Source organism: Polynucleobacter sp. MWH-Aus1W21, assembly GCF_018687275.1.
In the GTDB taxonomy this organism is placed as follows: domain Bacteria; phylum Pseudomonadota; class Gammaproteobacteria; order Burkholderiales; family Burkholderiaceae; genus Polynucleobacter.
Genome location: NZ_CP061287.1, coordinates 1,961,851 through 1,980,257, shown reverse-complemented (window position 1 = coordinate 1,980,257; position 18,407 = coordinate 1,961,851). Strand labels below are relative to the sequence as shown.

Below are 18,407 nucleotides of genomic sequence, written 5' to 3'. Positions count from 1 at the left end.
TATGTACTCTAAAAAGTTTGTAGTGGGGTTGTTATTCGGCATCTCTGTATTTTCATTAGCGGGTGCGACCATTCCCGAGCCACCAAACCCTTTAGCAAACATCAACCTAACATTTGATCAGCGTCTTGAGCAAATGAAACAAACGGATGCTGCATTACTGAAGGCAACGCCAGAAGAGCGTAAAGAATACTGGCATAAGATGCGCGATCAAATGAAGGCGTTAAGCCCTGAAGATCGTAAGTTGGTTCACGAAAAAATGAAGGCTCAATGGCAATCTATTACCCCTGAGCAAAAAGAAAAAATGAAGGCTGAGAGAAAGGCCTTCTTTGATGGTTTAACACCAGAAGAGCAGGCCGAAATGAAAGCCCGCAAGGCTAAATGGGAGAACATGAGTCCAGAGGAAAAACAAAAGTGGCACAAGCAGTCTAGCTAGGATTAGATATCCTCGTCCCTGGTCGATTTCGCCCCGGGCCACCAAGACACACTAAAACCACCTTCGGGTGGTTTTTTTCATTTTTACTCTCCACATTCACAGTATTCGACGCTTTTGGACTTTGCCTGCGCTGTCGTTTTAAACGACAAGCCCACTTTCAGTTACATTTGTAAATACATGGAAACCCATCAAAAATCTTCTGTAACTAAAACCATATTCATCGTGCCTGCTATGGATTGTCCATCGGAAGAGCAGATGATTCGTATGGCATTGGGTTCTTTGGCGATACACGCCATGGATTTTGATATTCCCAATCGCAAATTAATCATTTGTCATAGCGAAGAGCCTAATGTAGTTCTCGATAAATTAGTTCCCTTGGGTTTTGGGGCAAAGATTGAAAGCAGCCAAGCGTTAGAAGACTTTGAAATTAAGCTAGCTCAATTAGATGCCGCCAAAGATGCTCAAGAGCGAAAAGTCCTAATTTGGCTCTTAGCATTAAACGGATTAATGTTCTTCGTTGAGATCATTGTGGGCTGGATTGCTCAATCAGCAGGACTTATCGCTGATGCTTTAGATATGTTTGCTGATGCCGCAGTCTATATGGTAGCTTTATATGCCGTTGGTAAAGCCGCACAGCACAAGCTCAAAGCCGCTAAGTTGGCTGGTGTTGTTGAATTACTTTTGGCCACTCTTGCTTTTTGGCGTACAGGTTATCAAATTTACATTGGGGCAATGCCTCAGGCAAATGCCATGATTTGGATTTCGTTACTTGCTTTGGCGGTTAATGTCACCTGTCTATATCTAATATCTAAACGCAAAAATGATGGCGTTCATATGCGAGCCAGTTATATCTTCTCTGCCAATGATGTTTTGGCTAACATAGGCGTGATTATTGCTGGCGTATTAGTTGATTGGCTTAACAGTCCGATTCCCGATTGGATTATCGGTTTAGCTATTGGATTCTTGGTATTGAGTGGCGCTATTCGGATATTAAGGTTGAAATAGAGTCAGGTATCCTCAGCCCTGGTCGATTCCGCCCCGGGCCACCAAGATTCTCAATAGCCCACTTGTTGGGCTATTTTCTTTTAAGGCTTGGCATGGTTAGCCACCATTACTTTCGGATACCCTGATTAAGAAGCGTCCTTTAAAAGGACAAATCAATTAGACATCCCTGCGTCAGTCGATGTCGTTTTAAACGACAAATTAGACGCTGAAATCAAAAACGCTTAACGAGGTTTAGAGCGACTGCGGGAGCAGTTCTGTAATTGGTGCTAAGGGCAGTATTGCCGTTGGTGTTAATGGCAGTCACACTTCCTCCCATATTGGCAAGGGCGTAAAGATCTAGGGCTGTGGTTCTATCAATCGCATAGGAAAACTTGGCAAATACGGGAATGAACTTGTTTTGACCAACGCCACCAGCGTAAGGGCCTGAATCATTTAGGCGAAAGCGATAGCTATTATAGGCTGCACCGCCCGACACTTTAAAGTCACTAGTAACCTTATAGGTTAGCTCCAGACCTGCGCCACCCGCTGGACCACCTGGGAATGGATTATTTAGATTCCAGCGATCAGAGATCTTCCAATCAATCACAATAAATGGAAATACTCGGTTCGTATCAATCTGGCGAAAGACGCCAGTACCCAGGCCTAGATTTAAGGTGGGCGAGAGTTGTTTTGAGCCATTAAAAATAGCGCCATAAGTAAGGGAGTTATTTAGATTGGCGCCAGTCTCTGCAGAAGACTCTATTGTGGGAATAAAGTTGAGCCTCCAATCAGAGTCGAGTTTGTGAGAATAGCTGAGGCCCAGTGCCGGAGTGCTAATCGTCGTCCATGGACTCTTCCCACCATAGCCGTAGCTATTCATATTGCTCCAGTTCCAAAACTGGCTGCCATAGCGAACAGAGACGCCAATTGAAGTTGCCGCTGAAATGGGTTTCAGCAAATTGAGCGTGGCGCCAGCACTAGACCACCCAAAATTCCCACCCGTATTTAGGCTGGTATTAAATTGGTTTATTCCCGTAACACTAACCGTAGCCTTAATAGCATCATTTTGTGCGACTCCATCAGGTTGGGCATGGCCTACCATAGGAATTCCAAACCAGATCAGGGATATGCTTAAGGTGGACAAATATTTTTTCATGGTCTTAGGATAACTGTTTTCTAGAATCCAAGGCTGTATAAAAAGCAATAATAAGCCTCTAATATTAAAAATATCTATTTAAACGACAGTTATTATGTCTAGATATCCTCTGCCCTGGTTCGATTCCGCCCCGGGCCACCATATCAAGACGCCCAACTGTTCTCAGTTGGGCGTTTTCATTTTGGCGACCGCAAGTTGGTGCGGGGTCCGGCGCGATTCTACGTGTGCCATGCCCCTCCAGCATCCGAGCCGGTAACGGCCCCCGAATCTCATACTCCGCTCTCTCTTCTCACAAAACTTCTGCGAACACTGACGAAGTGGCACACGCAGAACGCCTTATGTGGCAATGACTTATGCGTGTGTCGCATACGAAGGTTTTGCGTTCGACTTGCTGAGGCAAACCATGTGGTTTGTGTGTTGTCACACACAACGCGTTGAGAAAATGCCCGAAAAAGTAGTCACTCCGCAGCACAAGGCAACGCGTAGAGACCTTGCCGCTGCTGAGTGACCACCAACTTTTTATAAGCCATCAACGGAAGGTCAGCTCCAGCTTTTCCCTTGTCACGTGACTTCACCTTGAACACATCGATCGGTTTGTCGCTTTGCAAACCGGCCCGCTCCATGATTCGCTCGGCTCGCATGGGCTCACCCTTGAACGACCAAAGCGACCCAAAAACGGAGGCCTGAGCCTCGGTGAGGTTGATGTGGCCAAGCTCTGGTAACAGCACCGAGCGGAAGTCCTCAGCAAAGGGGCCGTAAACCGGTTTAGCGGGCTCACGTTGCGTTTCTGTGGGGCGTTGGCCCTGTGGGGCAATAAATGAGATTCCGCCGCCGTAAAAGGCAAACCGCTCCTGGAGCGGTAGCCAATCTATGTCAGCGGCAAATGGGTGTGCGGTCTGGTCGATAGGTTTGGGCGTGATCACCCGCAACCTAGAGGCGTTGACTCGCAGCGCATCGAGGGTCGCCGGTGCGTGAACCAAGCCGGACAAGTTGCGAGCCAGAATGACAGGTCCTTGTCGTGCATCGCCTATCCGCCAGACGCCAGGACCCACTTGATCGATTCCATCGCGGCTGTTGATCTCCATTGCCATGCGCAATCTTTGTCGCAACCAATCCTCGTTGAGCGTGACGGCTGCCATGTCCTGTGGCTCGAGCTGGATCGGACCGCATTCAGGGCATTGGCAAAGTCTGCCCCCCTTGCCATCAGCAACGACCTGCCCCCGATGCAAGTTGCAGTATGGGCAGAGTGCGTATTGCTGATTGACGGTAGCAGGCTTTATAGCGGAGCCTAGCAGTGAGCATGCCGCAAGCTCGTTCGGAGACAGCGCGTACCGAAATACGGGCGTTCCCTCAGCGAACAAGCGGCACACCAATGACCATGCGTGATGCGCAGTCACGCTCACTCCTGGAACGCCGGTTCGGACTGAAATGCGTCCTCACCGGGTTGCTGCTCGTTGGCACTGAGCGTTTGACCCGCATCAAGGATGCCAAGAGTCACGAGGTAGCCCTCCAGTTGAGCTTGCATCTTGGCGTCGAACTTGTGAAGGTTCAGCCGCCCTTTGCGGGTGATCTCGATGGTGATGACCTTGGATCGCATCTTGCCCGGCTGTGGGGGGTAGTACAGATTGATGTGCGCCGAATTGATCTGCCAGTTGCGCTTGAGCGGGTTCTCGCTGGGGAATGCTTCAGCGATCAATTCGGTCACGCACTGTTGGTCGCTTGATGCTGTTGCGGTGCATTCGATCTTGAGATCACCATGTGGGCTGAGCAGGGACAGTGTCTTGACCTGAACAGCCATGAAGCCGTCGGTCGTCAAGGCTTGAGGTACATCGAAACCCAGTCGGAGTGCAGACAGATCAAGGGTGGGCGGTTTGATGCGGTGGGCCTCCACCTTGACGCCCAGCAGGTGCTCTGAGAAGGCCTCGAGCAGCATGGTGTGGTACTTGACTCCGCCTTTGACCAGTGAGCGGGCGACACCGGTCTTGGCTGAATACTCCAGCACCATGTGAATGTTGGGATTGCCGACGCGGCGAGTCAGGTTCGAGCCTTCGAACTCGAGGCGCAACATCGCCAGGTCCTTCACATGAACAGTCAACAGGTAGACATCTGGGGAGCGCTCTAGGACATAAGCCACGCTGCCGTCACCGCACTGCAACTCTCGCTGGTAGAACGCCGAGATGGACTGCCGCATTCCGAGCAAGGCTGCCTCAGACGTGTCGGGTTTGCGTTTCACCCCAAGTTCATTCTGCTGAGCCTGTGATCCATGGCGTTCGAAGAAGTCAACGTCACCGGCCAGGTCAAAGAGTGCTGGGTAATTCACATACAGCCAGAACGAACGATGGATATCGCTTTGGTTGGAAACGAGCCCCATAAGGGCGACGCCATCCTGCCTTGCAACCTGGAACATCGCTTGTTTACCAGCCGCATCCCCAAGTGCAACACTGGCCATCAATTTGGCAATGAGCGCGTCTCGAGCAATTTCGTCTGGCCATGTCCGGATCGCTTCAATTACGGTCCGGGTGACCTCTTGGCCATCCGACCAAGACAGATCGTCGGGCAACGGCAGACCGTTAGCTGCCAGGAAGTTTTGGAGAGTGTTGTCTACGGGCAGCTCCAGCAGCACATCGACAAAGGTTTTTTTCATTTTCTTGGTCCTTATGAAATGTCGGTGTTCTGCGTGCAGGGGATGCTGGCGCTGGCCGACGGGTGGTAAACAAATACCCCGTCAAAGTAAAGTGGCGAGATACAGCGTAATTGTGTCCCGCTTATTTCCGCTTGTCAAACGACGTAGAACATCTGGGTGAATGTGTATCTCAGTGCTATACTTTGAGGCTGACTTGATTCAGACAGGAGCTTTTCCATGGCATCGACCCTAGGAGCGCGTTTACGGCGTTTACGAGAGGCCAAAAAGCTGACGTTGCAGCAGGTAGCCGACGCCGTTGGCTGTACCAAGGCGTACATCTGGGAACTGGAAATGAAGGAGGGGCAACGCCCTTCTGCCGAGCGGATTCATCTGCTGGCCAAGGTTCTGGGGGTCACGATGGAGGACCTGATGAACGAATCAAATGAGCAGGTTCCCCAAGCATCCGTTGAAGACGTGGCCTTCTTTCGCCAGTACGCTGGCATGACGGAAGAAGAAAAGCAGCGCTATCAACAAGCCCTCAAACTGATGTTCCCAACTGCGGGGCAAGAGGAAACCAAGAGTTGAGTGACAGCGCTCAACTGACCCCGAGCAAGGCAGCCAACACCATCCTGCGATGGATTCGCGTGGCCAGTGGGGAGACGGCTGCGTACACAGACCTCGACATGGTTCGAGAGGGGTTGCCTGGCACTCCCTACGGAGAAGGCGTCAAGATCATCAAGCCCCCCATGGCGTCTCCAGTGAGAAGCTCAGAGGGAATGCTGGTGTGCAACCCGAACGATCCAACCGAATGGGGCATCTTCGTTAATGAGGATGCCAGCCCTGAACGTCGTCGCTTCACGATCGCACACGAGCTGGGTCACTTTGTCCTCCACAGAGCCAAGCGGCGCACATTCAACTGCGACAAAGCAGCAGTGCATCTGAGCTTGGAAAGTGCAGGCGTCATCGAGCGCGAGGCGGATGATTTCGCAAGCAACCTTCTGATGCCAGGGGATGTACTGCGTGAGCGGATTACAAGTCAGGACGTTGACCTGCACCTTCTCAGTGGACTTGCGAAGTCATTCGGCGTCTCGTTTGAAGCGTTGTGCATTCGCTTCATCAAGTACACAGAAAAGCGAGCCATCTTGCTGCACTGGGACAACGGGTTTCTCAAATACGAATGGCGCAGCAGAAGTGCTGTACTCAGCAACACACGCATTCGTAGACTGAGCGACCCAGTGGAGCCGTTGCGAGACACTGTAGCTGCCGATGCAAGCATCGCCCAGGAGTGGACTGGTATTGATATGTCTGCTTCCGTCTGGTGCGTTGGGGAGCAGCCGTACATGAAGCTTCAAGAGTTCAAGCACAGCTACGGCGTGCGTGACCGTGTTCTGACATTGCTGATACTTGAAGATGCCGAGCCCCGCCGATGGGATAACTCTTGGAACGATCAACGCTCATTCGATAGCTATGACAAGTTCATGGGGAACGATCAATGACGACCACTTTGTTCACGTCTAAATCGGGTCAGCAGTACGACATTGATGTCACAGATGGATCGGAAATACTTGTGACAAAAGATGGGAAGAAGTGTGGGTCCATCCTGTTGAGCTACCGAGAGTGTGATGGCGATGATTACTACCACATCACCAATTTAGGGTTAGAGGGGTGCAAGGGGCAAGGCGTGGGGCGTCAATGCTTGAAGATGCACAAGGAAACGTTTGGTTCGCCATTGACCGCTGGCTCTAGCCACAATGGAAAGCAGGACGATGGAAGTCATCTCACGGGTGATGGGCCAGGCTTCATCAAGAAGATGCGCGAAGAAGGAATCGTCTGTCGCGAGCGAAATTACGACGAACCTCGCGATTACGAATTCGAATAACTAGCGGACTTTGCGCGTCCTCCACTCATCTCCACGAAAGTAGTTACTTGGAGGGGGGATGACCCATAGCATGACAAGCGTTTTCTACTGGAACGCTAATCATGCAAAACAACAAACACATCTCAAATTTCGGGGCTGGCGCAGCCCCCCGACACCCGCAGCAAGAAGTCGTTGATCTAATCGCTGTGGCGCTGCTACGGCTGCGCGAAGCCGAGGCCTCGGCGCGGAATCCTTCACCTATTCGCAACAGTAGGGAGGTTTCACTTGGCTTCGCTGGCCAGAAGAGCGTGAATGCAAACACCGATCACTAACAAGGAGTTTGCATATGACGACACACGCACAACCATCAAAAACCATCTCGGTCGCAGCACAGGTCGGGCAGCTGGCACACCTGTCAATGCGCGACATCTGGGCTCTATGGGATGAGCACTTTGACGAGAGACCGCAGCACCATCACCGGACTTGGCTTGAGTCCCGCCTGGCATACAAGATTCAAGAAAAAGCATTCGGATCTCTCAAGCCAACGACGCGAAGAAAGCTGGAGGAAATCGGCGAAACAGGGCTACTGCCCAAGCGCATGCAAGGTGATGCAGATCGCTTGCTGCCTGGCACGATGCTCACCCGCTTTTATGACGACCAGGAGCATAAAGTCGTTGTGCGTGGCGTGCGCGATTTTGAATATCGGGGACAGCGCTTTAAAAGCCTGTCGGCGATTGCACGCCTGATCGCGGGTTGCCCTTGGTCGGGACCTGCCTTCTTCGGATTGAAGTCCAACAAGAAGGAGGCTGCATGAGAAACGCACGAACAACAAACGCCGCTACCCCATCATTCATCCCAAAAAAGCGATGCGCCATCTACACGCGCAAGTCGACTGAAGAGGGGCTGGATCAGGAGTACAACAGCCTTGAGGCTCAGCGTGATGCGGGCCTATCGTTTGTGAACAGCCAACGTCATGAAGGCTGGCTGGCGCTGGATGACACATATGACGACGGAGGATTTTCCGGCGGCAACATTGATCGACCAGGGCTCAAGCGTTTGATGCAGGACATTGAAGCCAAGCGCATCGACGTTGTGGTGGTTTACAAGATCGACCGCCTCACGCGTAGCCTTCCAGACTTTGCCAAACTGGTGGAGGTGTTCGACCGCAACAACGTCTCGTTTGTATCGGTCACGCAGCAGTTCAACACGACAACATCGATGGGGCGACTCACGCTCAACATTCTGCTGTCCTTCGCTCAGTTTGAGCGTGAGGTCACGGGTGAGCGCATCAGAGACAAAATCGCAGCCAGCAAAGCCAAGGGCATGTGGATGGGCGGAACGCCTCCACTCGGGTATGACGTCGTTGATCGAAAACTGGTCATCAACGAACGTGAGGCTACGCTGGTGCGAGACATTTTCAGCCGGTACGCAGAGCACGGTTCGGCAGCGCGATTGGTTCGTGAACTGGATATCGAAGGTCACACTACCAAGTCATGGGTGACCCAGTCGGGTCAGCACCGAGAGGGGCGACCCATCGATCAGCAGTATCTGTTTTCCCTGCTGCGCAATCGCATCTACCTTGGGGAAATCAGTCACAAGGGTGAGTTCTATCCCGCGCAGCACGAGCCCATTGTGTCGTCGGAACTATGGGATCGAGTGCATGCATTTGTGAACCGTCGCAAGCAGGGGCCGAGAGAGCGCAAGGAGGACTACCCAGCGCTATTGGGTGGGTTGCTGTTTGCGCCAGACGGGCAACGCATGATCCATCACTACACCAAGAAAAAAAATGGTCGGATGTATCGGTACTACGTGCCGTACTTGGAAAGGCGGCGCTCAGCTGGTGCAACGCAAGACGGGAAAACCAAGAGCCTGGGGGCTCTGCCTGCGGCAGAAATTGAAGGTGCAGTGCTCAACGAGATCGAGCTGGCGCTCATGGAACCAGAGCCATTGATTGGTGTGTGGCGCTCATGCTTGCGCCACAGCGCAGGCGCAGATCTACAAGAAGAGCAGGTGGTGGTGTCCATGCGACGCATCGCGGATGTGTGGAAACAACTCTTCCCGGCTGAGCAGCAACGCGTTGCACAACTGCTCATTGAGCGCGTGAATTTCAGGGATGGCAGCCTGGACATCCATTGGCGTGAGGATGGCTGGATCGGTCTGGATCCTGCGATCGTGGCCCACCCCTATGTGGAGGAAGCCAAGGAATATGCGAAGGAGGTGATGGCATGACAACAGAGGCTTATCAAGGCAACCCCAGGTTGCGCAGTGTGCGAATCGATGTCGAGGGCAAGAGTCGGCAGTTCATGACGGAGAGTCAACGAGTGACGATGATCCCTCTCAAGATCCGACGCAAGCAAAACAGAAAGCTGCTCACGCCGCCGTCGGGAACGATGGCGAACGTGATGTCTGGCGGCGTGGATATCCCGATGATCAAGACATTGGGCAAGGCGTTCTACTGGCAGCGTCTTCTTGAGGACGGCAAATACGCGACGGCAACAGATCTGGCGCGAGCATTCAAGCTTGAGCCTGGTTGGGTGGCCGAGGTTCTGCGCATGACATTGCTGGCACCGGACATCATCGAAGCAATTTTGGGTGGCACTCAACCAAGACATCTAAATTTGCACTCTGTGCGCGGTCGCCATTTCCCACTGCCATGGGACTGGTCTGAACAGCGCAAACTGCTGGAGTTTGAGGGCTAGCATACCGCCAGATGATTCATTAATGAGTCCTGAAGCAGATTCATGCTCCATAAATGATGCATATTGCGCTTGACTTTACCCGCAAGACGATGGATGATGCACCATAAATGTTGCATGTCGCGACTTCGTGGGTTATTAATAAGGCATCGTCATGGTTAAACCGGTTTCCCGCCCTTATTCGCAGTACAGTCTGAACGCGCTCGAACTGCTGGGGCAACTAGTGCATGAGGCACGTGTGGCGAAGGCTTTGACCGCCGCAGATCTGGCTGCGCGCGCAAGTATCTCGCGCGCTTTGCTGGCGCGTATTGAGCGGGGCGATCCGGGCTGCTCGATTGGGGCTGTGTTTGAGGTGGCCACGATCTGTGGCGTGCCACTGTTTAATCAGGAGCAACGGCAGTTAACGACTCATTTGGCCATGCATAGAGAAAAAATGGCCTTGCTACCAAAAGCCGTCCGTACGCGAGTCAAAGGGGTGAAAGATGACTTCTAAGATCGAATCCGCGTACGCAGAGGCCTATGTTTGGGTCTGGCTGCCTGACGCAACGCAACCGGTGGTTGCAGGCTTGCTGTCCAGACAAGGCCAGCAGTTGGTGTTCAACTATGGTCGAAGCTATTTGGCTCGTCCGGACGCTATTGCCCTTTATGCCCCTGAGTTGCCACTTCAATCGGGCAGCATTCCACTCATTGCGGGATTGAGCATGCCGAGTTGCTTGCGCGATGCATCTCCCGATGCCTGGGGTCGTCGTGTGCTGATCAACCGGAAGTTGGGGGTGAAGGGAGCGGACGCTTCCGAAATTGAACTTGATGAGTTGACGTATCTATTGGAGTCGGGCTCGGACCGGATCGGGGCGTTGGATTTTCAAATGTCGGCGACCCAATACGTGCCAAGACAACCCAAGCAACCTTCGCTCGAGGAATTACAAACGGCAGCAGAAAAGGTCGAGAAGGGTGTTCCGCTTTCGCCCGAGCTGGATCAGGCATTACTCCATGGGACATCCCTCGGCGGAGCGCGCCCTAAAGTGCTGCTCGACGATGGCCAGCGAAAGTATATTGCCAAGTTTTCCGCAAGCAATGATCTCTACAGCGTGGTCAAAGCAGAGTTCATTGCCATGCGTTTGGCACGTAAGGCGGGATTGAATGTGGCCGGCGTGGATCTGCGCACGGCCATGGGAAAAGATGTTTTAGTGATTGAGCGTTTTGATCGAGTTGCCGAGGGTGATCAATGGCGTAGGCGCGCCATGGTTTCAGCGCTGACCTTGTTTGAACTTGATGAAATGATGGCCGCGTATGCGAGCTATGAGAAGCTCGCTGAGATCATTCGCCACCGATTCAGCGAGCCGAAAGCAACGCTGCGTGAACTGTTTTCACGGATTGTTTTCAACATCCTGAGTGGCAACACAGATGATCATGCGCGTAACCACGCTGCGTTCTGGAGCGGAAAGCAGTTGTCCTTGACACCCGCCTATGACATTTGCCCGCAATCACGCTCGGGGCAGCAGGCGTCGCAGGCCATGCTCATTCATGGCGGGGATCGAAGCAGCCATCTCTCTACGTGCATTGCTGCCGCCCCGTCATTTCTGCTCGCAAGAGAAGAAGCGATTGCCATCATCAACCATCAGGTGAATGTCATAGAACACGAATGGCAAGCCATTTGCGATGAAGCAAGCTTGAGTGAAGTCGACCGGGCATTGTTCTGGCGGCGGCAGTTTTTAAATCCATTCGCTTTCCTCAACGCACCGGAGGAAGTTCGTGTTCCTTTGACTGGTTGAACCAGATAGGTAACCCCATGGGTGAATAGCGGCGAGCTTTGTGCTCGCCGTTTTCATTTGTGGCGATTCATTGGCGAACCAGAAGTTTCCGCATGGTTCGCCAATTGGTCCCTCGTATGTTCGCCACCCGAAATCTCCAATGACACCTGTTCCTCAACAACGTCAAAGGAGTATTTCATGCCAGCAACGGCAACCGCACTCACCCGATCGACCCAAGAGGCGATCAACACCCTGTCACCCGGAGATCGCCGGGTGCTCAACGAAAACGAACTGGCCCAGCGCTGGGGCATCAGCCCCAAAACGCTTCAACGCTGGCGCTGTGAAGGTCGTGGCCCCAAGTACCTGAAATTGTCTAAACGCGTGAGCTACCCGCTCGAAGGCGTATTCGATTTCGAACACAACGCTCTGCACGTTTCGACGTCTGAGCGGGCCATGGCGTGAAGGGGAGATGACATGAACGATTTGTCTATTTTCCCCGCCGACATCGCCGAGATGTCCGTCACACAACTTGCCAATTTGCCTGCGCAGCAATTGGTAGAAGTTGACACCAACCTGGATCAGGCGATCGCTTGGCTCAAGGCCGCACGCACAAAGCTAGATGGCGCTCTCGACCAGCGGTTTGGTGCGCAGGGCCGCGACAGCCTGCATGCCTCTGGCCGTGACTTTGGCACTTCTCACGTCAAGATCGAAGGGCTGCACGTCAAGTTTGACCTGCCCAAGAAAGTCTCGTGGGATCAAAAGAAGCTCAAGACCATCGCCGAGCGAATCGTCGCGTCTGGTGAGACTGTTGAGAGCTACCTCGACATCAAGTTGTCTGTGCCCGAGTCCCGGTACACGAATTGGCCACCTGCATTGCAGCAGCAGTTTGCCGACGCCCGCACCGTCGAGGCAGGCAAACCCTCTTTCCACATTTCCCCTGACTCGGAGGCCTGATCATGAATCAGCAACTTGCCCCATTTGATTTTGAAGGTCGACAAGTGCGCATCGTGACTGATGCACAAGGTGAGCCATGGTTTGTGGCAGCTGATGTGCTGGCAACGATCAGCCTTGATCGCAAGGCACTCGAGCGACTCGATGACGATGAAAAGGGTGTGAACTCAATTCACACCCCTGGCGGAGTCCAAGAGATGACCACGGTCAATGAGCCCGGTCTCTACGCTCTGGTGCTCGGCAGCCGAAAAGCAGAGGCCAAACGCTTTAAGCGCTGGGTCACTCACGAGGTCCTGCCTGCTATCCGAAAGACTGGCTCCTTCGCTGTGCCCGCAATCGCTGCATTGCCCGCACCTACGCAAGACCGTGTCACATCGTTGCTCTTGATTGGTGAAGCTGTTGCCAAAGTTCCGGGTGTGAAAGCAGGCATTGCCATGGCTGCAACCCTCACGTGCATCCATGAAAACACCGGACTGGCCATTGAGACATTGCGCCGTGCGCTGCCTGCAGCCAACGAGCCGATCTGCTCCTTGAATGCCACTCAACTTGGCAAGCTGGTTGGCCTGTCAGCAAAGACCACCAACCTGCGCCTGGCCAACTTGGGACTGCAAGTGCGCAATGAGCGCGATGAGTGGGAGTTGACCGAGATCGGTGAAGCCTGGGCGGAGGCCATGCCGTATTCGCGCAATGGACACAGCGGGTACCAGATTCTCTGGAATCCGACCGTTGCCCAAGAAATGCGGGAGGTGGCGTGATGGCACTTCCGATCATTACCGCTGATCAACGCCTGCGCGAGAAAAAAGGCGTCAAGCTGGTTCTTCTTGGCAAGAGCGGCATTGGAAAAACCACGCAGCTCAAAACGCTGCCGGAGGACAAGACGCTGTTCGTCGATCTTGAGGCTGGTGACCTGGCCGTCAAAGACTGGCGAGGGGACTGCGTTCGTCCAACCACCTGGCCGGAGTTTCGTGATCTTGTTGTGTTCTTGGCAGGGCCAAACCCTGCATTGCCCCCGGAAGCTCCCTACTCGCAGGCGCACTACGCGCATGTGTGTGAGCAATACGGTGATCCGAGCCAGCTGACCAAGTACGACTGCTACTTCGTCGACAGCATCACTGTGCTGGCACGCCTGGCACTGATCTGGGCCAAGACTCAGCCGCAGGCGATGTCTGATCGAACAGGCAAACCCGATACCCGTGGTGCCTATGGCCTTTTGGGTAGCGAGATGCTCGGTGCGCTGATGCATCTGCAACACGCTCGCGGCAAGCACGTCGTGTTCGTGGCCATCCTGGACGAACGCCTCGATGACTTCAACCGCAAGGTGTTCGCCCCGCAAATCGAAGGCTCAAAGACGGCTGCCGAGTTGCCCGGCATCGTCGATGAAGTTGTGACGTTGGCCGAGATCAAGGCCGAAGACGGTGCGCCCTATCGCGCCTTCGTGACGCACACGCTCAACCCCTATGGCTTTCCAGCCAAAGACCGTTCGGGCCAGCTCGAAATGCTCGAACCCCCAAACCTGCTCGCGCTCATTGAGAAGTGCGCAGCAGCAACCCAACCTCAAAACAACAAGGAGTAAACCATGTCCGCTTGGAACGATTTCAACGATGCCGAACAACAACAATCATTTGACCTGATCCCCAAGGGCACGGTGGCTCCGGTGCGAATGACGATCAAGCCGGGTGGCCATGACGATGCCAGTCAAGGCTGGACGGGTGGCTATGCAACCCAGAGCTTTGAGACGGGGAGCATCTTCCTTGCCTGCGAGTTCGTGATTCTGGACGGTGAATACGCTCGTCGCAAGATGTGGTCGAACGTCGGCTTGCACAGCTCTAAGGGACCTGCCTGGGGAAACATGGGGCGCACATTCATTCGTGCCGTCCTGAACTCTGCTCGCAATATCCAGCCGCAGGACAACTCTCCCCAAGCATCCGCCGCACGTCGCATCCAAGGCTTCAACGAGCTCGATGGCATTGAGTTCGTGGCTCGCATCGATGTTGAGAAAGACGGACGCGGTGAACTTCGCAACGTAGTGAAGATTGCCGTGGAGCCTGACCAGCCGGAATACCCGCGTGCGTCAGCACCTGCCGCTCAGCGTCCTGCTGCGACCTATCAAGCACCTCCTGCCAGCAGTGCTTCTGCACAGGCCGGGCGCGCACCTGTCTCGGGCAAACCGAGCTGGGCTCAGTAAGGAGGGTTAATGAAATGCTGGGTCTGCAACAGACAGGCCCGGGGTTTCGGCCACACCGACAACCGTCACGGTGTGGGCCATCCCCGGCGCTACCCAATCGACTGGGTTTTTTGCTCGAAAAAATGTCAGGACGTCTTCCATGCGATGTACGGGAACTGGCAGCGCGCACTCGATGGGCGAGTCGATATGAAGGAGGTTCCCATGATTGATCCTTCTGATATCGAGCTGGCCTCCATGAAGAAGTGCCTTAGAGCATTCGGTGAGTCCGCAGGCGAAATTGGCTTTGACAAACCACTTGGGGAATATTCCGAAGAGCAAGCCCTGCGCGTTATCGATGCCATCGTGACGTGCTGGACCGATGCCATGCTGGCACATCACGAACAGACGAAGTTTCCGCCAGTGCGTGGAATGAGGCCAACGCCTGATCCTCTGGCACACCCATTCGCCGACATGGAGGATGACTTGCCTTGGGTGGTGGAAGGAGAGAAGAAATGATGGACTTCAATTCTTCTTCCAGCATCTCGGGTCAGGTCAGTGCGCTCATCGATGCCGCGCTGCAAAAGCGCCAGGCCGAACAACGTCCGAGAAGTTATCTCGGTGCATCGCGCTTAGGCGTCTCTTGCGAGCGAGCCTTGCAGTACGAGTTTGCGAAGGCTCCAGTAGATCCTGGTCGTGAGCATCCTGGTCGATTGCTTCGCATCTTTGAGCGTGGCCATCTCTCCGAGGAAAGCATGATCCAGTGGATGCGGCAAGCAGGCTTTGATCTGCGCACGACCAAACCCAATGGTGAGCAATTCGGATTTGCGGCACTCGATGGCCGCCTGGCTGGCCACATTGACGGTGTGATCGTTGATGGTCCTGATGGCTTTAAGTATCCCGCCTTGTGGGAGAACAAATGTCTTGGCTCCAAGTCCTGGCGTGACCTCGAGAAAAACAAGCTGGCGATCTCAAAGCCGATCTATCACGCACAGGTGGTGCTGTACCAGGCCTATCTGGAGCTGCATGAGAACCCTGCGGTTTTCACGGCAGTCAATGCCGACAGCATGGAGATCTATACCGAGTTGGTGCCCTTTGATGCGGCATTGGCGCAGCGCATGTCTGACCGTGCGCTCAAGGTGATCTCTGCGACCGACGCGGGCGAATTGCTCGCTCGCGCTTACCAAGACCCCACTCATTTTGAATGCCGGATGTGCTCATGGCAGGACCGGTGCTGGAGACAAATCAATGACGGACGTTAATCAAATTCTCAGCGAAAAGCTGGTCGATGCACATGAGGCGGCCTACTGCTTGAAGATGCCTTTGTACCTTTTCACACACCCCAAAGAGCGTGAGCGTCTGGGTCTGCCGCATTACCGCGTCGGAAAGATGGTTCGCTTCAAGGTGAGTGAACTGATGGAGTGGATGCAGGTGGGGGGAGAGAAGTCGGATGCTTGATTTCAATGACAACGACTCGCCTGCGCACAAAGACACGGATGCCACCAGAGAGCAGTTGCGTGCATCGCTGATTGATCGACTCGAATCGGTTCTGACGGGATTGTTCCCTGCTGGCAAGAAGCGACGCGGCAAGTTTCTGATCGGGGACGTCTTGGGCAGTCCTGGTGACAGCCTCGAGGTTGTCCTTGACGGGCAAAAGGCAGGGCTCTGGACAGATCGAGCCACTGGTGATGGCGGCGACATCTTTGATCTGATCGCCGCCTACCTCGGCGCTGACGCTCAGTCTGACTTCCCTCGGGTGCTGGACTATGCCGCTGAACTGGTTGGACAGGCTGCGCCCACCCAAACCCGTAAGGCCAAGAAGGAAGCTCCGGTAGATGAGTTGGGGCCAGCTACGGCCAAGTGGGACTACTTTGATCCCACAGGCCACCTGATCGCCGTGGTCTACCGCTATGACCCACCCGGAGGCAAGAAGGAGTTCCGTCCCTGGGATGCCAAGCGGCGCAAGATGGCTCCACCGGATCCTCGTCCGCTGTACAACCAGCCGGGGATGCTGGCTGCCGAGCGGGTGATCTTGGTCGAAGGCGAAAAGTGTGCGCAGGCATTGATCGCTGCAGGGATCACGGCCACGACGGCGATGCACGGAGCCAACGCACCGGTGGACAAGACTGACTGGTCACCTCTGGCGGGCAAGGTCGTCCTGGTCTGGCCTGATCGGGATAAGCCGGGCTGGGAGTACGCGATGGCAGCGGCGCAGGCGGTATTGGATGCTGGCGCGCTCTCGTGCGATGTGCTTTTGCCGCCAGATGACAAGGCCGATGGCTGGGATGCAGCCGATGCGTTGACCGAGGGCTTTGACGTTGTCACATTCATTGCGTCTGGTCCGCGCATGTGCGTGAAGTCCACCAAGGCCATGACAACGCAGGACGCCACGGTGTGGGCGACCGACGATGCACTGACGCTTGCGTTCACCTCCCGATACGCGGATGAGTGGCGCTATTGCGCAGCCTGGGGGAAATGGCTGGTGTGGACCGGTTGCCGTTGGCAGCCCGATGAGACCTTGATGTCACATCACCTCATTCGCGCCATCTGTCGTGAGGCTGCGCTCAAGGTGGACTCGCATCGCCTGGCCGCCAAGTTGCTGGCCAGCAGCACCGTGGGCGGTGTCGATCGCATGGCCAGGTCAGATCGCCGCCATGCCTCTACCACCGAGGAATGGGACGCGGACCTGTTCTTGCTCAACACCCCTGGCGGTGTGGTCAATCTCAAGGTGGGCGTGACGCGTCCTCACGACCGAGCTGACCGCATGACCAAGATTGCCACCGCCACTCCAAGGGGTGACTGCCCGCAGTGGAAGGCATTCTTGAACGATGTGACCGGCGGCGACCTTCTCTTGCAGGAGTACTTGCAGCGCATGGCGGGTTACTGCCTGACCGGGGCAACCAGCGCCCACGCATTGTTCTTCTTGTACGGAACCGGTGCGAACGGCAAGTCGGTGTTCGTGAACACCTTGGCCAGCATCTTGGGCGACTACGCCACGAGCGCACCCATGGACACGTTCATGGATGCTCGAGGTGACCGCCACCCAACCGACCTGGCTGGTCTGCGCGGCGCACGTTTCGTGGCATCAGTGGAAACCGAGCAAGGCAGGCGTTGGAACGAGTCCAAGGTCAAGGCCATCACGGGTGGTGACAAGGTGTCGGCGCGCTTTATGCGTCAAGACTTCTTTGAGTACATCCCGCAGTTCAAGTTGCTCATTGCGGGCAACCACAAGCCCTCGATTCGCAATGTGGACGAGGCCATGAAGCGGCGTCTGCACCTTATCCCCTTCACGGTGACGATCCCGCCTGAGAGGCGTGACGGCAAGCTGACCGAGAAACTGTACGCGGAGCGTGACGGTATTTTGGCCTGGGCGGTCGAAGGATGCCTGGCCTGGCAACGCGATGGCCTGCGTCCACCCGAGTGCGTGGTCTCTGCAACCGAAGAGTATTTCGAAGCGGAAGACGCTTTGGGTCAATGGATTGAAGAGCGCTGCATCTTGAGCAAGACCCATCGCGAAGGCGTCTCAGATCTGTTTACCGATTGGCGTGAATGGGCTGAGCGTGCTGGCGAGTACGTGGGCTCGATCAAACGGTTCTCCGAGTTGATGTCGACCCGCAAGTTCGAGAAATGCCGACTGCATGGCGGTGCACGCGCAATCGCGGGAATCAGTCTACGACCTAAGCCTCATAGCGGTGGCGGCTACCCATACCGAGACGATTGAACCAAACCATGGTGACGGATTTGACAGTCTTACTGATTAACCCCTCACGCGTGCGCGCACACACACGATAGAG

22 protein-coding genes are annotated in these 18,407 nt (G+C 54.6%); 19 read left to right on the top strand and 3 right to left on the bottom strand.

Translation table 11 applies throughout. From position 1 onward, the window contains the following. Nucleotide 1 precedes the first annotated feature (1 nt). Nucleotides 2-433 (top strand): DUF3106 domain-containing protein, encoded by a 432-nt coding sequence (locus ICW03_RS10265; RefSeq protein WP_215347905.1) that lies wholly within the window; start codon nucleotides 2-4, stop codon nucleotides 431-433. A gap of 177 nt (nucleotides 434-610) precedes the next feature. Further along, the gene (locus ICW03_RS10260) at nucleotides 611-1,438 is read left to right on the top strand and encodes a cation transporter (RefSeq protein WP_215347903.1); all 828 of its coding nucleotides are present in this window, start codon (nucleotides 611-613) and stop codon (nucleotides 1,436-1,438) included. Nucleotides 1,439-1,649: 211 nt separating this feature from the next. Here ICW03_RS10260 and ICW03_RS10255 read toward each other — a convergent pair whose 3' ends face one another. The 3 genes from ICW03_RS10255 to ICW03_RS10245 all read right to left on the bottom strand — a co-directional run bounded on the left by ICW03_RS10255 (nucleotide 1,650) and on the right by ICW03_RS10245 (nucleotide 5,217). After that, nucleotides 1,650-2,573 (bottom strand): DUF6268 family outer membrane beta-barrel protein, encoded by a 924-nt coding sequence (locus ICW03_RS10255; RefSeq protein ID WP_215347901.1) that lies wholly within the window; start codon nucleotides 2,571-2,573, stop codon nucleotides 1,650-1,652. Between the two features lie 458 nt (nucleotides 2,574-3,031). Then, nucleotides 3,032-3,712 carry a hypothetical protein gene (locus ICW03_RS10250; protein ID WP_371819877.1) on the bottom strand — a complete coding sequence of 227 codons (681 nt, stop codon included), beginning with the start codon at nucleotides 3,710-3,712 and terminating at the stop codon, nucleotides 3,032-3,034. A gap of 260 nt (nucleotides 3,713-3,972) precedes the next feature. Further along, nucleotides 3,973-5,217, bottom strand: a complete 1,245-nt coding sequence (locus ICW03_RS10245) for a hypothetical protein (protein WP_215347897.1) — start codon at nucleotides 5,215-5,217, stop codon at nucleotides 3,973-3,975. A 216-nt stretch (nucleotides 5,218-5,433) separates the two neighbouring features. On the opposite strand from ICW03_RS10245, the gene ICW03_RS10240 reads away from it, so the two are divergent. The 17 genes from ICW03_RS10240 to ICW03_RS10160 all read left to right on the top strand — a co-directional run bounded on the left by ICW03_RS10240 (nucleotide 5,434) and on the right by ICW03_RS10160 (nucleotide 18,334). Next, the gene (locus ICW03_RS10240; protein ID WP_101048178.1) at nucleotides 5,434-5,781 is read left to right on the top strand and encodes a helix-turn-helix domain-containing protein; all 348 of its coding nucleotides are present in this window, start codon (nucleotides 5,434-5,436) and stop codon (nucleotides 5,779-5,781) included. Further along, entirely contained in the window at nucleotides 5,778-6,692 is a 915-nt protein-coding gene (locus ICW03_RS10235; protein ID WP_251374397.1) for an ImmA/IrrE family metallo-endopeptidase, read from the top strand. The genes ICW03_RS10240 and ICW03_RS10235 overlap by 4 nt, the downstream gene beginning before the upstream one ends. Beyond that, entirely contained in the window at nucleotides 6,689-7,075 is a 387-nt protein-coding gene (locus ICW03_RS10230) for a hypothetical protein (RefSeq protein ID WP_215347895.1), read from the top strand. Before ICW03_RS10235 ends, ICW03_RS10230 begins: the two co-directional genes overlap by 4 nt. Before the next feature lie 325 nt (nucleotides 7,076-7,400). Next, complete coding sequence (locus ICW03_RS10225) at nucleotides 7,401-7,868, top strand: DUF2924 domain-containing protein (protein ID WP_215347893.1); 468 nt, start codon at nucleotides 7,401-7,403, stop codon at nucleotides 7,866-7,868. After that, nucleotides 7,865-9,283 (top strand): recombinase family protein, encoded by a 1,419-nt coding sequence (locus ICW03_RS10220; RefSeq protein WP_215347891.1) that lies wholly within the window; start codon nucleotides 7,865-7,867, stop codon nucleotides 9,281-9,283. The genes ICW03_RS10225 and ICW03_RS10220 overlap by 4 nt, the downstream gene beginning before the upstream one ends. Then, entirely contained in the window at nucleotides 9,280-9,753 is a 474-nt protein-coding gene (locus tag ICW03_RS10215; protein WP_215347889.1) for a hypothetical protein, read from the top strand. Before ICW03_RS10220 ends, ICW03_RS10215 begins: the two co-directional genes overlap by 4 nt. Nucleotides 9,754-9,904: 151 nt before the next feature. Further along, the gene (locus ICW03_RS10210; protein WP_215347887.1) at nucleotides 9,905-10,243 is read left to right on the top strand and encodes a helix-turn-helix transcriptional regulator; all 339 of its coding nucleotides are present in this window, start codon (nucleotides 9,905-9,907) and stop codon (nucleotides 10,241-10,243) included. Beyond that, entirely contained in the window at nucleotides 10,233-11,522 is a 1,290-nt protein-coding gene (locus ICW03_RS10205; protein WP_215347885.1) for a type II toxin-antitoxin system HipA family toxin, read from the top strand. Before ICW03_RS10210 ends, ICW03_RS10205 begins: the two co-directional genes overlap by 11 nt. A 177-nt stretch (nucleotides 11,523-11,699) precedes the next feature. Then, on the top strand, nucleotides 11,700-11,963 hold the full coding sequence (locus ICW03_RS10200; RefSeq protein WP_215347883.1) for an AlpA family transcriptional regulator: 264 nt from the start codon (nucleotides 11,700-11,702) through the stop codon (nucleotides 11,961-11,963). A gap of 12 nt (nucleotides 11,964-11,975) precedes the next feature. After that, on the top strand, nucleotides 11,976-12,455 hold the full coding sequence (locus ICW03_RS10195; RefSeq protein WP_215347881.1) for a hypothetical protein: 480 nt from the start codon (nucleotides 11,976-11,978) through the stop codon (nucleotides 12,453-12,455). A 2-nt stretch (nucleotides 12,456-12,457) separates the two neighbouring features. Then, nucleotides 12,458-13,207, top strand: coding sequence for a BRO family protein (locus ICW03_RS10190; RefSeq protein WP_215347879.1), 750 nt, complete (start codon nucleotides 12,458-12,460; stop codon nucleotides 13,205-13,207). Continuing rightward, nucleotides 13,207-14,025 (top strand): ATP-binding protein, encoded by an 819-nt coding sequence (locus ICW03_RS10185; protein ID WP_215347877.1) that lies wholly within the window; start codon nucleotides 13,207-13,209, stop codon nucleotides 14,023-14,025. The genes ICW03_RS10190 and ICW03_RS10185 overlap by 1 nt, the downstream gene beginning before the upstream one ends. A gap of 3 nt (nucleotides 14,026-14,028) precedes the next feature. Further along, nucleotides 14,029-14,637: a hypothetical protein gene (locus ICW03_RS10180; RefSeq protein ID WP_215347875.1), complete on the top strand. Its 609-nt coding sequence runs from the start codon at nucleotides 14,029-14,031 to the stop codon at nucleotides 14,635-14,637. 9 nt (nucleotides 14,638-14,646) lie between these two features. Continuing rightward, nucleotides 14,647-15,132 (top strand): DUF6511 domain-containing protein, encoded by a 486-nt coding sequence (locus tag ICW03_RS10175; protein WP_215347873.1) that lies wholly within the window; start codon nucleotides 14,647-14,649, stop codon nucleotides 15,130-15,132. Beyond that, nucleotides 15,129-15,875 (top strand): PD-(D/E)XK nuclease family protein, encoded by a 747-nt coding sequence (locus tag ICW03_RS10170; RefSeq protein ID WP_215347871.1) that lies wholly within the window; start codon nucleotides 15,129-15,131, stop codon nucleotides 15,873-15,875. The genes ICW03_RS10175 and ICW03_RS10170 overlap by 4 nt, the downstream gene beginning before the upstream one ends. Next, nucleotides 15,862-16,071: a helix-turn-helix domain-containing protein gene (locus ICW03_RS10165; protein ID WP_215347869.1), complete on the top strand. Its 210-nt coding sequence runs from the start codon at nucleotides 15,862-15,864 to the stop codon at nucleotides 16,069-16,071. Before ICW03_RS10170 ends, ICW03_RS10165 begins: the two co-directional genes overlap by 14 nt. Beyond that, complete coding sequence (locus ICW03_RS10160; RefSeq protein WP_215347868.1) at nucleotides 16,064-18,334, top strand: phage/plasmid primase, P4 family; 2,271 nt, start codon at nucleotides 16,064-16,066, stop codon at nucleotides 18,332-18,334. Before ICW03_RS10165 ends, ICW03_RS10160 begins: the two co-directional genes overlap by 8 nt. The last annotated feature ends 73 nt before the right edge of the window (nucleotides 18,335-18,407 follow it).

Coding starts and splice junctions, on each gene's coding strand:
- ICW03_RS10265 (WP_215347905.1), top strand. CDS start 2: ATGTACTCTAAAAAGTTTGTAGTGGGGTTGTTATTCGGCATCTCTGTA.
- ICW03_RS10260 (WP_215347903.1), top strand. CDS start 611: ATGGAAACCCATCAAAAATCTTCTGTAACTAAAACCATATTCATCGTG.
- ICW03_RS10255 (WP_215347901.1), bottom strand. CDS start 2,573: ATGAAAAAATATTTGTCCACCTTAAGCATATCCCTGATCTGGTTTGGA.
- ICW03_RS10250 (WP_371819877.1), bottom strand. CDS start 3,712: ATGGCAGCCGTCACGCTCAACGAGGATTGGTTGCGACAAAGATTGCGC.
- ICW03_RS10245 (WP_215347897.1), bottom strand. CDS start 5,217: ATGAAAAAAACCTTTGTCGATGTGCTGCTGGAGCTGCCCGTAGACAAC.
- ICW03_RS10240 (WP_101048178.1), top strand. CDS start 5,434: ATGGCATCGACCCTAGGAGCGCGTTTACGGCGTTTACGAGAGGCCAAA.
- ICW03_RS10230 (WP_215347895.1), top strand. CDS start 6,689: ATGACGACCACTTTGTTCACGTCTAAATCGGGTCAGCAGTACGACATT.
- ICW03_RS10225 (WP_215347893.1), top strand. CDS start 7,401: ATGACGACACACGCACAACCATCAAAAACCATCTCGGTCGCAGCACAG.
- ICW03_RS10220 (WP_215347891.1), top strand. CDS start 7,865: ATGAGAAACGCACGAACAACAAACGCCGCTACCCCATCATTCATCCCA.
- ICW03_RS10215 (WP_215347889.1), top strand. CDS start 9,280: ATGACAACAGAGGCTTATCAAGGCAACCCCAGGTTGCGCAGTGTGCGA.
- ICW03_RS10210 (WP_215347887.1), top strand. CDS start 9,905: ATGGTTAAACCGGTTTCCCGCCCTTATTCGCAGTACAGTCTGAACGCG.
- ICW03_RS10205 (WP_215347885.1), top strand. CDS start 10,233: ATGACTTCTAAGATCGAATCCGCGTACGCAGAGGCCTATGTTTGGGTC.
- ICW03_RS10200 (WP_215347883.1), top strand. CDS start 11,700: ATGCCAGCAACGGCAACCGCACTCACCCGATCGACCCAAGAGGCGATC.
- ICW03_RS10195 (WP_215347881.1), top strand. CDS start 11,976: ATGAACGATTTGTCTATTTTCCCCGCCGACATCGCCGAGATGTCCGTC.
- ICW03_RS10190 (WP_215347879.1), top strand. CDS start 12,458: ATGAATCAGCAACTTGCCCCATTTGATTTTGAAGGTCGACAAGTGCGC.
- ICW03_RS10185 (WP_215347877.1), top strand. CDS start 13,207: ATGGCACTTCCGATCATTACCGCTGATCAACGCCTGCGCGAGAAAAAA.
- ICW03_RS10180 (WP_215347875.1), top strand. CDS start 14,029: ATGTCCGCTTGGAACGATTTCAACGATGCCGAACAACAACAATCATTT.
- ICW03_RS10175 (WP_215347873.1), top strand. CDS start 14,647: ATGAAATGCTGGGTCTGCAACAGACAGGCCCGGGGTTTCGGCCACACC.
- ICW03_RS10170 (WP_215347871.1), top strand. CDS start 15,129: ATGATGGACTTCAATTCTTCTTCCAGCATCTCGGGTCAGGTCAGTGCG.
- ICW03_RS10165 (WP_215347869.1), top strand. CDS start 15,862: ATGACGGACGTTAATCAAATTCTCAGCGAAAAGCTGGTCGATGCACAT.
- ICW03_RS10160 (WP_215347868.1), top strand. CDS start 16,064: ATGCTTGATTTCAATGACAACGACTCGCCTGCGCACAAAGACACGGAT.